We start from the raw sequence: 16,176 nt of genomic DNA on the forward strand, positions 1-16,176 counted from the left end.
AATGCCGGTTCAAATGTAAATATATTTTTAGGATTAATACTCGTATATATCTCCTAAATCAAAAGACAACGAGAATCTAAGTGTGTTTTCAAGTGGGTTGTTTACTACCGAGTTACTTGCTAAATAAGAAATATCTACATTAAAAGAACTTGCTTTAAAACCAGCTCCCAATGTAAAAAAGTTTCTATTTCCTTTATTTTCATTTTCTTTAAAGTATCCTGCTCTAAATGCAAATGCATTGTTATATAAATACTCAGCACCTAATCCTATAGTAACTTCTTGTAATTCTTCTTTAAATCCGCCTGGTGCATCACCAAAAGAAGCAATCATTCCTTCTATAAAGTTTTTATTTTCTCCATCTACCGTAGGTACTAATAACTTTGTGAATTCTAATGTAACTCCTAATTGATTAAAGTCATCTACAATAAAATCAAAACCACCTCCTAATTTTAAGTTGGTTGGTAAAAAACCTTCGCTATTTAAAACGCTTACTTTAGGTCCAATGTTACTAATGTTAAAACCTGCTCTTGCAACTCCATTAAATTCGCTAAAAGCCATTTCGTTAGATACATAGTATCCAGAAATATCTACGGCAAATCCATTTGATGGTTGAATATCTGAAATAGACGTTCCTGTAATACTTAAATCTGAACGAATGTACCTAAGCGCAACCGCCATAGAATAGTTTTCGCTTAATTTTAATGAATACGCAGCATCTAGTGCTAATTCATAAGGAGATCCTTTTGAACTAGTTCCACTATCTCCAGATTGTGTAATTTCTATTTCTCCGTAGTTAAAGTATTTTATACCTCCACCAAAAGCACTTCTTTCATCTATTTTTTGTTGATAGGTAAAGTTACCAACATAAATATCATCTGTTAAGTTACGTAACCAAGGTGTGTAGTTAATTCCTAAAGTAACTTCGTTTTTATGAAACACCATTTTAGCTGCATTATGAAAAAGAGCATTTCCATCGGCTCCTGATGCTACCCCAACATCTCCCATAGCCGCAGCTCTAGCATCTGTTACAATATTTAAAAAAGGAGCTACTGTGGTAATTGTATTTTCTTGGGCATAAAACTGTGCGCTACAAAGCACAGTTAAAACTAAAGTAGTTAGGTTTAATTTTAAAATTCTCATATAGTTTGTTTCTGTTTTTATAATATTACTAGTTTTTCAATTTTTTCGTCTATTTCATCAGTTACAGAATTTTTTACTACTAATTTATATAGATATACTCCTTTTCCTAAACGATTTCCATAATCATCTCTTCCATCCCAAGTAACAGATCTTTGTATTTCATCTGAATTATCGGTTGATGATCTTATTGTTTTAATTAATTTTCCTGACAAAGTATAGATTTGAACTTTAATTTCTAAAGGATCTCCCTGTCTATTATTCTTAAACCAAAACTCTGTATGGTTAATAAATGGGTTAGGATAATTTAATACTCTACTTAATTTAAACCCTGTATTTTCTTCTACAAAGAAACTTAACGTTTGAGTTGCAGAATTATTATGTGAATCCCAAGCTTTAAATGTAATTGTATGATTTCCTACTTCTAATTCTGGTAATTCATAGTTAACAACTCCATTGGTATAGTCATCTTTTTCGGTTGTATAAAATTCGTTTAACGATATTGGATTGGCTAAATCACCATCTATTACTAAAGAAATATTATGACCAATAGAATTTAAAGATGTGTTTATTCCATTCTCATCGTAAATTTTAGCCAATAAACTTGGGGTTGATGTTGTACTTCCTCCATTGGTAAACGTTTCATCTTCGAAAAAAAGCTGAATTTCTGGCGGAGTATCATCTTCAACAACATCAGGATCTATTCCTCCTACTTTATAATCAAAATTACTTCCTATTCTTTCTTCGCTATTAGAGGCTGCATAAAAACTGAATTTAGCATCTTCTGGAAACACACTTACATCTTTAGGTAAAATAAAATCAAAAGTAAATTTACCATTGTTCACAGATGCCTTTCCTACAAACACTTTATTTTCTAGAGATTTAAATTCTACGACACTTCCTTGGTTAGCACTAGTAACACCACCTGCTTCATTCAGTAATGTTTTTCGATCAATTTCTTTATCATATAAAACTACGGATAACTCTCCATTAAAATTTTGATTAAGAACTCCATCGTTTTGAAGTTCTCCTGTAACTCTTAATTTAGACAATCCGTTTAACTCAGAAACATCTTGGTATGTTACATCTCCTGTAGTTTCATTGGTAATATGCTTTTGTACTTTTTTTAAGACAACCCCTTCTTTAGGTAAAGATAATTTCATTGCAGGATCTCCAAAAAAGAATACAAATAACTCGTTACTTAAAACAATATCATTTTTAACATCTTTTAAGGCTTCTGCAATAGTTCTAGATTTACCATCAAAACTATATAAATAATCTGCTAGCTTATTATTTACAGTAGCTCCAGAAAAAATAGTAATTTCTCTTGATGTGGTAATCATAGAACCAGCACCTCCATAGGCACTTTCTATTAATTCTTCTCCTCCAGAAACAATTGTAGGGTCATCAAATCTAGAAAAATCACAAGTAACGGTAATAAATAGTGGTAAATTATTTAAGTTTCTAAATCCTCTTATATCTGAAATACCTAAAAACACTTCTTCTCCTAAAGCAGAAACATTTCCGTGTCCAAAATAATTTATAACTAAAGATCCTCTATTAAATGCATCATCAAATCGCTTTTTAATTCCCGGATATCTTCCACCACCTGCTGTAATTTCTTCTTTAAAAGCATCAGTATATAACTTATCTAAATTTAAATTTTTGTTATTGTTTTCTATTTTTAATGCAGAAGTCTCAAGATTCTTAATTAATCCTTGGTCCGTTCCTTCTTGACCATCATCTCCTAATAAAGTTATTTTACTTTTCCAAGATCCAAAAGATTTAGAAGAATAATAATTTAAAGTTTTGTCTACAAATTGTTTTGCTTCCTGTGCAGTTTTTACTGGAATTCTACCTGTAGAAATATCTAATTGCCCAGATGGAGAAACCTCTTGATCATCACTCGTATCGTCTGTCTGATCCAAGTATCCATAGTAATCATCTGTATTATATGAATTTGTTAAACTTGTACTTCTTGTAGATAAATATACAGGAACTAAATTTGTATTAGGATACTTAATCCCCTTATAATCTATACTTGCATCTCCAAACAAACATAAATATTTTAATCTAGTCTCGTCAGAAGATCCATTATCATACAAATACTTTGCAAAATCTCTAATAGCTGTTACATCTGGTCCTCCTGATGAAAACTCATTGTAAATCTGTTCCAACTCAACCACCTTAACATTTAAGAAAGCATTATTTGTATCAGAAATTACTGTATTGTTTCTATGGTAATTTGCCAATCTTTCTGCCTGTTCTTTTAAAGCACTTGTGGTAACAATTAAATATTGAACATCTGTAAGTCCATGTAAATTTTGATTTACCACATTTGCTGAACTTGCTAACTTAATAGGTACATAAGCTGATGACTCTTTTACCACATGATACTTAGTAAGGGTACCATTGGTAATTTCTTTAAATTTAAAAGTACTAGAAGCTATATCTGTATCTTGAAGACTCTTTACATTATTTGGATCTGTAACATTCCATACAGCATCAATTTCTGAATCATTAGCAATGTTATACTCTAATATTTCTGAAGCTAAAGTAGAATCAAAATTTAAAAATTTAAATTGTTTCCCTGTTGCTCTTAATACTCTGTTTGCTATTACTTCTAAATAATCTAAGTGAGCTAAGGCAGATAAATCTCCACTATTATTCCAGGTAACATCTAACTTAACATTTGCGTTTTGAGGTGTAAAACTACCTGTAACTAAATTATCTCTAAATGCTGATGAACTTGTAGTAGCAATAGTAGCAGACATTACTTGAAGATTATTACTAGAATCCCCATCATTATCATCATAAAACACTTGATAATTGGTTACTGTACTGCTAGACAATCCTGTAAAAGATCCTTTTACTAAAACTGGAGCTGTAACATCAATATTAGGAAAATCAAACTCAAATGACTGTGTGTTATTTACTGTAAAATCTTCACCAAACCATCTTTTACCCACTCTTATGTAGTTCATCAATTCTTTTTCGTGAAACTGATAATCTGTAAAAGTTGTAATACTTTTTGTAGCTGCCTGATTAACTATTCCACTTGTTTGGATTCTTTTACCATTAACACCAGAATCTACATTAATAAAATAATAAGCATAATTACTGTAGATATTTTGAATGTGAGAAATGTCGTTTTTTGAATTTAACTCCCAGTCAATAGGTCCTTGTGCATAAAACAAAACATAATCATTGTTATTAAACACATTATCATTTTCTCCAGAAACTACAATTGCATTTTCTACTAAATCTTCTTTTCTAGACCTACTTAACAACTCAGGTAACATAACTCCTCCATTTCCAAAAACACGAATTTGTTTTGGATTTATAGACGATACGTTAATACCTATAGAATTTAAAAAATCAGCATCCATTTTAAATACACCAGACTTATCTACAGCTATTTTGTACCAAGTACCACTGCTTAAAACAGAATTAATTTGTGCATTTGTATTATTTACTTTAGCTAATTTAGACGTTCCATTAGTTGTTATATTGTAACTAACATCAAAAGACATAACTTTTACAACCTCTCCATTAGCTAATTTATATATAGGGTTAGCCTCTATTACAGCCACATTTTTTTCTCTTTCTTTTACAATTCTAATCAATGGATTAAAACTATTAGGTAGTAAATTTAGATCAATACTACTCATTTCATTTGTGGCTAACTTTTTAGTAGTAATATTTAAAAAGTTATAGGTTCCCAGAGAAACTCCCCCTTTAGTCTTAAACTGATACGCAAACACAGGTTGCAAATCTTGATTTAGAGTTACATGGTTTGCTAGTAGTATATTTTTCTGTAAAACAGGCTCGTATACTTGGTTCCAATCTAAAGTAAAATTTATTTTTTCTTGGCTAAATATGCTTAAGGTACTTAATAAAGAAAAGACTAAGTAGCGTAGTTTCATTTTGGTCTAATTATTTCACGAATATAATGATTTCAAACTTCTCAATTACACAACATATTTAAATTGTGTAATTAAGTATTATATGATATCTTGCATGACAATTAACAATATAGTGATTCCTTTCTTTATGAGAAAATTCATAAAATTCCCTTTAATATCTAGCTTTACTTTACTAATCTGTTTAACAAGCTGTTACAACCAACAAAACCTTAATCCAGATAGATATTCTGAAAACATTGGTTTTGATTTTAGTTTACCAGAAAACGGTGGTCTTTCTAAGTTATCTCCTAACGGAGGTCAAGAAATTACTGATAACATGGTATTAGTAGAAGGTGGTGTTTTTGTTATGGGACAAACACAACAAGATGTTATGGGAGGTATTAACAATAGCCCAAAAACAGTTCATGTTCAAAGTTTTTACATTGATGATACCGAAGTAACCAACAGAGAATATTTAATCTATTTAGATTGGTTAAAAAAAGTATTTCCTCCAGACAACCCTAAATACAAGCACATTTACGCTGCTGCAGTTCCTAACGAAGATGTTTGGAAAAATCCTTTAGGTCACGATGGTGGTTTGTCTAAAAATTACTTAAGACATAGAGCTTTTGAAAACTACCCTGTAGTTGGTGTTAGTTGGAGACAAGCAAATGATTACTGTAAATGGAGAACTGACAGAATTACAGAAAAAAAATTAATGGAAGACGGTGTCTTAAAACCTTTATACACCAACAAAAAAATTACAGTTGAAGGTAGAAACCACTTTGATGCAGAAGTTTTTGAAACAGATCCTAAATTATTATTTAACGGAGATTATTCTATCTATACAGAATATGTAACAACTCCAGAATATCAAGAAACAGATTCTGTTATTGTAAATGCTGTGGTAGATAAAAAAGATATTGTACTAAATATAGATAAACATTCACCATCACCATCATACAGATTACCAACTGAAGTTGAGTGGGAATATGCTGCCAAAGCAGATGTTGAAAATAGATTTTTTAACTCTATTAGAGGTAGAAAGAAATATGCTTGGAATGGAGAAAGCACAAGAGATTTACAAAGTAGATATTATGTACAGCACGCTAACTTTAAACAAGGTAAAGGAGATTATAGCGGTATTGCTGGATGGAGCTCTGATTATGGAGACATAACAACCCCTGTAAGAAGCTACCCTCCAAACGCATTTGGATTGTACGATATGGCAGGAAATGTAGCTGAATGGGTTTTTGATGTGTACAGACCAGAAATGGACACCAACTTAAACGACTTTAGTTATGCTAGAGGTAACGTATTTAGAAAACCTAAGTTTGATGAAAACGGAAATGTAATGATTGCCACTTATAGAGATATTGTTTATGATACTTTACCAAATGGTAAAATTGTTCCAACAGTACTTCCAGGTCAAATTATTAAGGAAAATATTTCTAAAAACGATTCTTATTTAAGTCCTAATTATCAAAGAGCAGATAATAGAGATTATGCTGATGGTGATTTAGCATCATCTAGAACTTATTTAGAAGAAGATCCTGAGAGAAGAAAAAGAATGTACAACGCTCCAATTATTCCTACTCCTAAAATAAATGAGGAAACTGGAAAATTAGAGTATACATATGATGACAAACCTAGAACAACACTAATTACGAATTACTCTAGAGTATACAAAGGTGGTTCTTGGAAAGATAGAGAGTTTTGGTTAGATCCATCTCAAAGAAGATATTTAGAAGAATACATGTCTACAGACTACATTGGATTTAGATGTGTTGTTAGTAAAGTTGGAGAAGGTCATGAAAAAGTGAAAAGATCTCCTTTTAACGTATCTTACTACTAAAATATAATCCCAACATAAAAAAAGGAAGTAATTTATAAATTACTTCCTTTTTTTATGTTCGGATATTAGTTCAACTTATACTCAAATCCTTCTTTGTCTAAATACTCAAATAACTCCGAGGTTATATTTAGTTTGTAAGTTCTTGAGGGCATTTCTATATCTATCCTATCTTTTTCTGATATTAAGTTAAACCCTATAGTTTGTTTTGCTCCTTCTCCTGTAAACCCAGACAGCAACATTTCTAACTGCTCAATTCTTTCCTCCGTAATTTCATGTAACCTCATTTTAAATGTAATTTTCTTACACTTTTTGTCCATAATATCGGATAGTAAAGAAAAATCAGAAAACTTCTCTCTAGGAGCTCCTTCAGATCCATCTTTCTGCATCCAACCTCTTTGAATTGTACCACTTATATATAAAAATGAATTGGGTACTAACATATGTTGATAACGTAAGTAGTCTTCCCCAAATAATCTAAATTCATGAGAATCCATATAATCTTCAACAACAAACGAACCCCAACCATTTCCGTTTTTGGCAATTCTATGCTCTGCACTAGTTAATATTCCTGCAAACGAAAAGTTTTTACCAACATGCTGTTTTAAATCTTCTTTAAACATGCTTACACTACAATTGGTAAAACGCATTTCATTTTTATAATCATCTAAAGGATGGGCAGAAATATAAATACCTACTACTTCTTTTTCTTTAGACAAAGTTTCCATAGTTCCCCAAGTTTCACAAGGAGGGACTAAAGGTTCAGGTAACTGTACATCAGAAGCTTCTCCAAATAAAGATACTTGCGATGAATTCATACTTTCTTGATAAGCATGTCCAAACTTCATTGCTTTTTCTAAAAAGGTCATTCCCTTTTCATCTTGAGCAAAAAACTGAGCTCTATGTACATCTCCAAAAGAATCAAATCCCCCCGCTAGTGCTAAACCTTCAAACGCTTTCTTATTACATGTCCTTAAATCTACACGCTTGGCTACATCAAAAATAGAAGTAAAAGGTCCATTTTCCTTTCGTTCGTTAATAATTCCATCCACAGCAATTCCTCCAACTCCTTTAATAGCTGCCATTCCAAAACGTACAGCTCCTTCATCATTTACAGAAAACTTTGCATAAGATTCATTTACATCTGGTCCCAAAACGGTTAAGCCCATACGTTTACACTCCTCCATAAAAAAGGTAACCTGCTTAATGTCATTCATGTTGTTAGACAACACCGATGCCATATATTCAGCAGGATAATGGGCTTTTAAATATGCTGTTTGATAAGCAATCCATGCATAACAAGTAGAGTGAGATTTGTTAAAGGCATAGGATGCAAATGCTTCCCAGTCTTTCCAAACTTTTTCTAATTTAACAGGATCATATCCTTTAGCAGCGGCTTGTTCCACAAACAAAGGTTTCATTTTTGCCAGTACAGCAATCTGCTTTTTACCCATGGCTTTACGCAGTGTATCGGCTTGACCTTTGGTAAATCCTGCCAAACTCTGAGAGAGTAACATTACCTGCTCTTGATATACTGTAATTCCATAAGTCTCTGCCAGATATTCATCCATATCTGGTAAATCGTAAACAATTTCTTCTCGTCCATGTTTACGATCAATAAAGTTGGGAATGTATTCTAAAGGTCCAGGTCTATACAATGCGTTCATTGCAATTAAATCTGCAAAAACTGTCGGCTTTAATTCACGCATGTACTTTTGCATTCCAGGAGATTCGTATTGGAAAATACCAACAGTTTCTCCTCTCTGGAACAGTTCATATGTTTTTACATCATCAATAGGAAAACTTTCAGGATCTAAGTCTACATTATGCCTAGCCTTTACAATTTTACAAGCATGCTTAATTAGGGTTAATGTTTTTAACCCCAAGAAGTCCATTTTTAGTAAACCTGCACTTTCTACTACCGAGTTATCAAACTGGGTAACATACATATCAGAATCCTTAGCTAAAGCTACAGGTACAAACTTGGTAATATCATCGGGAGTAATAATTACCCCACAGGCGTGAATTCCTGTATTTCTAACAGATCCTTCTAAAACTCTTGCCTTGTTTATGGTTTCTGCTTCTAGCCCATTTCCTTCGGAAATTCGCTTTAGCTCATTTACCATTTCAACTTCCTCGGATCTTAACTTAGCAGCTAATTCTTTATCATCTAAACCAAAAATCTTTTTCAGCTTCATTCCAGGAATTAACTTGGCAATTCTATCGGCTTCAAACAAAGGTAAATCTAGTACACGGGCAGTATCTCTAATAGAAGATTTTGCTGCCATGGTACCATAGGTAATAATTTGCGCTACCTGATTGGCTCCATATTTATCAATTACATAATCAATAACTCGTCCACGACCTTCATCATCAAAATCAATATCAATATCGGGCATGGATACACGTTCCGGATTCAAGAATCTCTCAAAAAGTAAATCGTACTTAATAGGATCTATATTGGTAATCCACAAACAATAAGCGGCAACAGATCCTGCTGCAGATCCACGACCTGGCCCTACGGAAACCCCCATAGCTCTAGCCGCTCTAATAAAATCTTCTACAATTAAGAAATACCCTGGATATCCTGTTTTGGCAATTACATCCAATTCAAGATCTAATCTTTCTTTTATGACCTCGGTAATTTCTCCGTATCTTTTTTTAGCTCCTTCGTAAACTAAATGACCTAAAAAGTTGTTTTCTCCTCTTTTACCTCCGTCTTCTAAATCTTTAGGATCTTTAAATTCTTCGGGAATATCAAAAGCAGGTAACAATACATCACTAGCCAAAGTAAACGGAGTAATTTTATCTACCAATTCCTGAATATTGATAATTGCTTCAGGTAAATCGGCAAATAACTCCTTCATTTCATCGGGAGTTTTAAAGTAATATTGATCGTTTGGCAATCCATAACGATAGCCTCTTCCACGTCCTTTTGGAGTGGCTTGTTTTTCTCCATCTTTTACACACAGTAAAATATCATGTGCATTGGCATCTTCTTGATTGATGTAGAAAGTGTTATTTGTAGCAACAATTTTTATATCATATTTATCAGCAAACTCTAGCAATACTTTGTTTACAACATTTTCATCTTCCTGACCATGTCTCATGATTTCTATATACAAATCATCTCCAAATTGCTCTTTCCACCAAACCAAAGCTTCTTCGGCTTGCTTTTCACCAACATTTAAAATTTTACTAGGAACTTCACCATATAAATTTCCAGTTAATGCAATTACATCTTCTTTATATTGCTCTACAACTTTTCTATCAATTCTAGGTACATAATAAAATCCATCAACAAAGGCTATGGATGACATTTTTGCCAAATTTTGATAACCTTTTCTGTTTTTTGCTAATAAAACAACCTGATTACCATTGTCTTTTTTTGTTTTGTCTAAATGATTTTCACAAACATTAAACTCACATCCAACAATAGGAATTAATTCTTTTCCATCAAAATTTTCTCCTTTTTCTTCGGCTTCGGCTTTTTGTGCTTGAATTCCTTTGTTGTAATTAGATACGGCATTGGTAAAATGGAAAGCAGCCATCATGTTTCCTGTATCCGTCATAGCTACAGCAGACATATTATGTGCTCCAGATGTATTTACCAAAGCTCCAATTTCTATAGTAGATTGTAAAATGGAATATTGCGTATGGTTGTGTAAATGAGCAAAAGAAACCTCTTTTAGTTTTTCTAAACTTGCTTTTACATTAATTCCTTTTCCGGCAGCTCCTGCTTGTTCCGATTGTCTTTTACGGATTTTAGAACTTTCCTGTTTTAAGTTTAAATGTTTTAAACCTATAACCTGAATAGGACCTGGATTTACTGTTTTAAAATTGGTAAAATAATCTTGAGGAACATCTAACTGTTCTTGGGTAAAAACTTGTTTTCTGATTAATTCAAAGAAACAACGAGTCGTTGCCTCCACATCGGCAGTTGCATTGTGAGCTTCTCCAAAACCAACACCAAATAAATAATGATGTAATTCTGTTAACGTTGGTAGTTTAAACTTTCCTCCTCTACCTCCAGGAATCTGACACATACTAGCCGTAACCTCTGTACAGGTATCTAAAATTCCCAAAGAATTTTTATCATCTTCTACCAAATCATCAATAGCCAAAACTCTATTTTTGGGAGCTTTGGTATTAAAATTATAAGCTTCAATATCAAAACTATCAAACTCAAAAGCTTTAAAGTTGGGAGTAATTCCCCCTCTAATAAATTCAGCCCCCATAATGTTTACATCAAACGTAACATTTTGTCCTACTAAAAACTTAGATTTCCCTAAAACAATATTGAACCTTTCTAAACATTCTTTTAAAGCAATCCCTTGCTCCTGAGCCAATTCTGTAGAAATACCATGTATTTTTTCAGAATCAAAAGGAATGTTAAAACCATCTGGTTGCACCATAAAATTATCGTGCTCTAACACACGTCCCATATCATCATGCAACTGCCAAGCAATTTGTATACACCTAGGCCAGTTATCTGTATCTGTCATAGGAGCTTTGTAACTCTTTGGTAATCCAGTAGTTTCAGTATCAAAAATCAAGTACATATATTCTGTTTTGGGAAGGTTTAAAAATACAAAATATTGAGGATTGAATCCCTAAAAATAAAATAGTAATCAATTTAAAATTATCTTACATTTAAGATAGCTTGAATGCTTACTCTTATGAAACAAATACTAGAAAATACACTTTGGGACATTGTAATCATTGGTGGTGGTGCCACAGGTATGGGATCTGCTATTGATGCAGCCTCTAGAGGTTATAAAACCTTATTGATTGAAAAGGACGATTACGGAAAAGGGACCTCTAGCAAAAGTACCAAATTAATTCATGGTGGTGTTAGATACTTACAACAAGGAAATTTTTCTTTGGTTTTAGAAGCTTTAAAGGAACGTGCCATTTTAAAAAGAAACGCTCCACATATTGTACACGATTTAAAGTTTGTGGTGCCTACTTACGATTGGTGGGAAAGTCCTTTTTACGGAATTGGTTTAAAATTATATGATTGGTTAGCAGGAAAAGAAGGGTTTGGAGATTCTGAATTTTTATCTAAAGAAGAAACCATTGCATACATTCCTACTGTTAGTCAAGAAGGGTTAAGAGGTGGTGTTATTTATCACGATGGACAATTTGATGATACTCGTTTACTTGTGAATATGATGCAAACAGCCAAAGAACAAGGGGCTACAGTTTTAAATTACACACAATTTTTAGAGTTTTCTAAAAACGATCAAAGTTTAATTGATGGAGCTACCATTCAAAATGTTTTTACAAAAGAGAAGTATCAAATAAAAGCAAAGTCTATCATTAATGCTACAGGTGTGTTTTCTGATAGTATTAGACAAAAAGACAATCCTAGCATTCCTAAAATAATGACAAGTAGCCAAGGTGTCCATATTGTTTTAGATAAAAGTTTTTTACCAAGTGACACTGCTATTATGATTCCTGAAACTGAAGATGGAAGAGTTTTGTTTGCAGTCCCTTGGCATGATAAAATAATTATTGGAACCACAGATACTCCGGTTTCAAAATACGATTCTGAGCCCTTACCAAAAGAAAAAGAGATTGATTTTTTACTAACGCATACAGGTAAATACTTAACCAAAAACCCAACTAAAAAAGATATAAAAAGTGTTTTTGTAGGTTTACGTCCTTTGGTAAAAAATGGTAATGCAGAAAATACTGCCGAAATATCTAGAGAACATGTTATAGAAGTAAGTAAAAGTGGGTTGATTAGTATTGCTGGAGGTAAATGGACTACTTACAGAAAAATGGCAGAAGATACCGTAGATAAAGCAACAATGGTAGCTGTAGTCCCTTTTGTAAAGTCTGAAACTGAATTTTTAAATATACATGGTCATCAAAAACAAAAATCAGAACAAAACCCATTAAGTATTTATGGTACCGATAGTAAACATATCAAAAAATTAGGAGATATAAATCCCAAATTAAAAGAGAAAATTCATCCAAATTATCCTTTTATAAAAGCGCAAGTAGTATGGGCTATTCAAAAAGAAGATGCCAAAACTATTGAAGATATTTTAGCAAGAAGAATACGGTTGTTATTTTTAGATGCACAAGCCTGTATTGATGTTGCTGAATCTGTAGCAGATTTATTACAAGAACACTTAGCTATGAGTAACGAGTGGAAAGAAAAACAAATTGTTGATTTAAAAAAATTAGCACAACAATACCTATTAACCTAAAAAAAGCCCATATAACAAATTCTATGGGCTTTTTAAAAAATATATTTTTAAATTTATTCTGCTTTTTCAGCAGCTCTAATTTCTTTAGCTTTTTGCTTAGCCTCTTCGTTTCTAGCAATTTTATGTTCTGGTCTTGTCCATTTAGGATTTTCTCCCAAAGGTTGATATTCAGATTCTTCAGCAGAAACAGACTTAGGTTGAACCTTCTTAGTAAAAGGTTTCATTGCGTTTAATCCTAATTTTGCAAACAATTTCATATCCTCATTTACATCAGGATTTGGAGTAGTTAATAATTTATCTCCTGCAAATATTGAATTAGCACCTGCAAAGAAACAAAATGCTTGTCCTTCTTGACTCATTTGTGTTCTACCTGCAGATAAACGTACTTGCGTTTCTGGCATTACAATTCTTGTAGTGGCTACCATTCTTACCATATCCCATATTTCTACAGGTTGTTGATCTTCTAATGGAGTTCCTTCCACAGCTACCAATGCATTAATTGGTGTAGATTCTGGTTGTGGACTTAATGTAGACAAGGCAACTAACATTCCAGCTCTATCTTCTATAGATTCTCCCATTCCAATAATTCCTCCAGAACAAACAGTAACATTTGTTTTACGAACGTTGTCAATAGTATCTAATCTATCTTGGTATCCTCTAGTAGAAATTACTTCTTTATAATATTCTTCAGATGAATCTAAGTTATGGTTATAAGCATACAATCCTGCTTCAGCTAAACGTTTTGCCTGATTTTCAGTTACCATACCTAAAGTACAGCAAACTTCCATATCTAATTTATTAATGGTTCTTACCATTTCTAAAACTTCATCAAACTCAGGTCCGTCTTTTACATTTCTCCATGATGCTCCCATACAAACTCTAGAAGATCCAGAAGCTTTTGCTCTTAAAGCTTGTGCTTTTACTTGTTGAACAGGCATCAATTCGTTTCCATCAATATCTGTATGATAACGAGCTGCTTGTGGACAATATCCGCAATCTTCAGAACAGCCTCCTGTTTTTATAGACAATAAAGTGGATACTTGTACCGCATTAGGATCATGATGCAATCTATGTATAGTAGCTGCCTCATATAATAACTCCATCAAAGGTTTGTTGTATATCTCAAGAATCTCCTCCTTCGTCCAGTTATGTCTTACTTCACTCATAAGTTTGTTTTTGATTGGGTAAAAATACTAAAATTTGTAACTAATAAATACTATTTTCTCTTTAAAACAATACTCACTGCATTGCCTCCAAAACCAACAGCATTTACCATAATTCTATTTATCTTTTCAGGATATTTTAAATCGGATAGATATGGAATTCCTATAAACTCTTGATGTTCTAGCATTAACAAGGCTAATTCCATACTTAAACTACCAGATGTACCTAATGTATGTCCTATTTTCCATTTGTTAGAGGTAATAGCAGGCATGTGCTCTCCAAATACTTTAGTAATAGCATTGTATTCAGAAGTATCACCTTTAATGGTTCCCGGTGCATGCATAACAATTACATCTATACTCCCTTCACTGTTTTTTAAAGCCATTTTCATTGAATCTTGGAAACAATCAGCATCATCAGTAATAGAAATATTGTGCTTTAATTTTTCAGTGGCATACCCTACAGATTCTATATAAGCCAACGCATTTTCTTTTACTCCCTTTTCCAAACAGAAAACAGCAGCACCTTCTCCTAAACACATTGTATTTCTTTTCTTGTCAAAATCTAAAGATCTACTAGGAAAACTTCCTTTGTTCTCAGCATAAATTTTAATGGATTGCATTTGTGCAATGGTAAAAGCAGTATTAGGAGCTTCTGTAGCACCTACTAAAAACCTATCAGACATGCCAGAATTTATCCAAGCAACCCCATTCAAAACAGCATGTAATCCTGTAGAACAAGTAATCGAATGAGAAATTGTCGGTCCCTGTGATTGCAAATCATCAGCAACCCAAGTAGATAAATTTCCCAATGTGGTTGTAGGAGATGTTAAAGGATGTGTTTTTCCAAGATCATTGTTTACAAAGTCATCATAGAATTCTTCAAATAGACTAGTCGCCCCTCTAGAAGAACCTATATTAATTCCAAAAGTAGATTTGCAAGTCCAATTTGCAGATTTAATTGCTTTTCTTCCAACGTAAATTGCCATCAAAACAGTCCTATCCAAATTCTGATATTTAGAATTAGAATTTCTTAAAGCATCTATTTCAATTTCTAAATCTTTAGGTAATTTACTTACCAAACCAGAGACTTTATCAAAAGTTAACACTTCTAAAAAATGTTGCTCCTTTTTATAGGATTTCCAAACAGAATCATTAGAATTTCCTAATGCTGATAACGAACCATAACCTGTTATTGAAATAATATCCATAAATAATAAACTAAAGGCAAATATAAGCATTATACAAAGTCCTCAATTACAATAATCCTATAACTTCATCAATAAAATTATTATACATTAAGTTTTAAAAACATACACATTATAAGAGTTATTTTAGGGCATTCCCCTACCAAAGCTTTGGAAGGGTCGTGCTTTCCTTACTCGCTTTTCAAAAGGTACTCGAGATTATACTGACCATAGTGAAGTATGATTGAGAACCTTTTAAAAGAGCTCAAACATACCAGTCAATCACTAATGCAAATCAAGTACAACCATATCAACATTTAAGGTAAAATCTAAGGTCATAGAATAGAGTAGAGATGTATTCTCACTTTTATATTAACATCTTTAACACAGAACCCAAACAATATAAATTTATAACTCTCCTAACAACCAATTATCACTCTAAGATCATCGAGCTGAGTCGAGATGTATGCTCGCTTGTATATTCTCATATTTGGCACAGAATTCATTTAATTATAGCGCAAAAAAAAACTTCATTCAAGTTAATGAATGAAGTTTTATATAATAAAAAACCCTGAAGCTAGTTCAGGGTCTATAAATACTGAATTTAATTCAGTATAAAAAAAGGCGATGACATACTCTCCCATCTAACGATAGTACCATCTGCGCTAATAGGCTTAACTGCTCTGTTCGGAATGGGAAGAGGTGAGCCCT

At 32.6% G+C, this 16,176-nt stretch carries 7 protein-coding genes and 1 rRNA gene; 2 read left to right on the forward strand and 6 right to left on the reverse strand.

What is annotated here, in order from left to right; all coding sequences use genetic code 11:
- Positions 1-33 precede the first annotated feature (33 nt).
- Together porV and porU are read right to left on the reverse strand one after the other, a co-directional pair.
- On the reverse strand, positions 34-1,140 hold the full coding sequence (gene porV / locus GGR97_RS06990; protein ID WP_209272332.1) for a type IX secretion system outer membrane channel protein PorV: 1,107 nt from the start codon (positions 1,138-1,140) through the stop codon (positions 34-36).
- 17 nt (positions 1,141-1,157) lie between these two features.
- On the reverse strand, positions 1,158-5,063 hold the full coding sequence (gene porU / locus GGR97_RS06995; protein WP_167897803.1) for a type IX secretion system sortase PorU: 3,906 nt from the start codon (positions 5,061-5,063) through the stop codon (positions 1,158-1,160).
- 94 nt (positions 5,064-5,157) lie between these two features.
- Here porU and gldJ point away from each other — a divergent pair, with 94 nt between their 5' ends.
- Positions 5,158-6,897: a gliding motility lipoprotein GldJ gene (gldJ, locus tag GGR97_RS07000; RefSeq protein ID WP_245229469.1), complete on the forward strand. Its 1,740-nt coding sequence runs from the start codon at positions 5,158-5,160 to the stop codon at positions 6,895-6,897.
- 65 nt (positions 6,898-6,962) lie between these two features.
- Here the strand turns inward: gldJ and dnaE are convergent, their stop codons facing one another.
- Positions 6,963-11,456, reverse strand: coding sequence for a DNA polymerase III subunit alpha (dnaE, locus tag GGR97_RS07005; RefSeq protein WP_167897804.1), 4,494 nt, complete (start codon positions 11,454-11,456; stop codon positions 6,963-6,965).
- Between the two features lie 117 nt (positions 11,457-11,573).
- Here dnaE and GGR97_RS07010 point away from each other — a divergent pair, with 117 nt between their 5' ends.
- Positions 11,574-13,115, forward strand: a complete 1,542-nt coding sequence (locus GGR97_RS07010) for a glycerol-3-phosphate dehydrogenase/oxidase (RefSeq protein WP_245229470.1) — start codon at positions 11,574-11,576, stop codon at positions 13,113-13,115.
- 53 nt (positions 13,116-13,168) lie between these two features.
- Here the strand turns inward: GGR97_RS07010 and bioB are convergent, their stop codons facing one another.
- The 3 genes from bioB to rrf form a co-directional block, all read right to left on the reverse strand.
- Complete coding sequence (gene bioB / locus GGR97_RS07015; protein ID WP_167897806.1) at positions 13,169-14,281, reverse strand: biotin synthase BioB; 1,113 nt, start codon at positions 14,279-14,281, stop codon at positions 13,169-13,171.
- Positions 14,282-14,331: 50 nt separating this feature from the next.
- Positions 14,332-15,489, reverse strand: coding sequence for a beta-ketoacyl synthase N-terminal-like domain-containing protein (locus GGR97_RS07020; protein WP_167897807.1), 1,158 nt, complete (start codon positions 15,487-15,489; stop codon positions 14,332-14,334).
- Between the two features lie 595 nt (positions 15,490-16,084).
- A 5S ribosomal RNA gene (gene rrf / locus GGR97_RS07025) occupies positions 16,085-16,176 on the reverse strand; the annotation flags it as partial.

Source organism: Wenyingzhuangia aestuarii, from assembly GCF_011927765.1.
GTDB lineage: Bacteria > Bacteroidota > Bacteroidia > Flavobacteriales > Flavobacteriaceae > Wenyingzhuangia > Wenyingzhuangia aestuarii.

What these genes read in the sequence shown, in the direction of transcription:
- gldJ (WP_245229469.1), top strand. Translation starts at nt 5,158, where the DNA reads ATGACAATTAACAATATAGTGATTCCTTTCTTTATGAGAAAATTCATA.
- GGR97_RS07010 (WP_245229470.1), top strand. Translation starts at nt 11,574, where the DNA reads ATGAAACAAATACTAGAAAATACACTTTGGGACATTGTAATCATTGGT.
- bioB (WP_167897806.1), bottom strand. Translation starts at nt 14,281, where the DNA reads ATGAGTGAAGTAAGACATAACTGGACGAAGGAGGAGATTCTTGAGATA.
- dnaE (WP_167897804.1), bottom strand. Translation starts at nt 11,456, where the DNA reads ATGTACTTGATTTTTGATACTGAAACTACTGGATTACCAAAGAGTTAC.
- porU (WP_167897803.1), bottom strand. Translation starts at nt 5,063, where the DNA reads ATGAAACTACGCTACTTAGTCTTTTCTTTATTAAGTACCTTAAGCATA.
- porV (WP_209272332.1), bottom strand. Translation starts at nt 1,140, where the DNA reads ATGAGAATTTTAAAATTAAACCTAACTACTTTAGTTTTAACTGTGCTT.
- GGR97_RS07020 (WP_167897807.1), bottom strand. Translation starts at nt 15,489, where the DNA reads ATGGATATTATTTCAATAACAGGTTATGGTTCGTTATCAGCATTAGGA.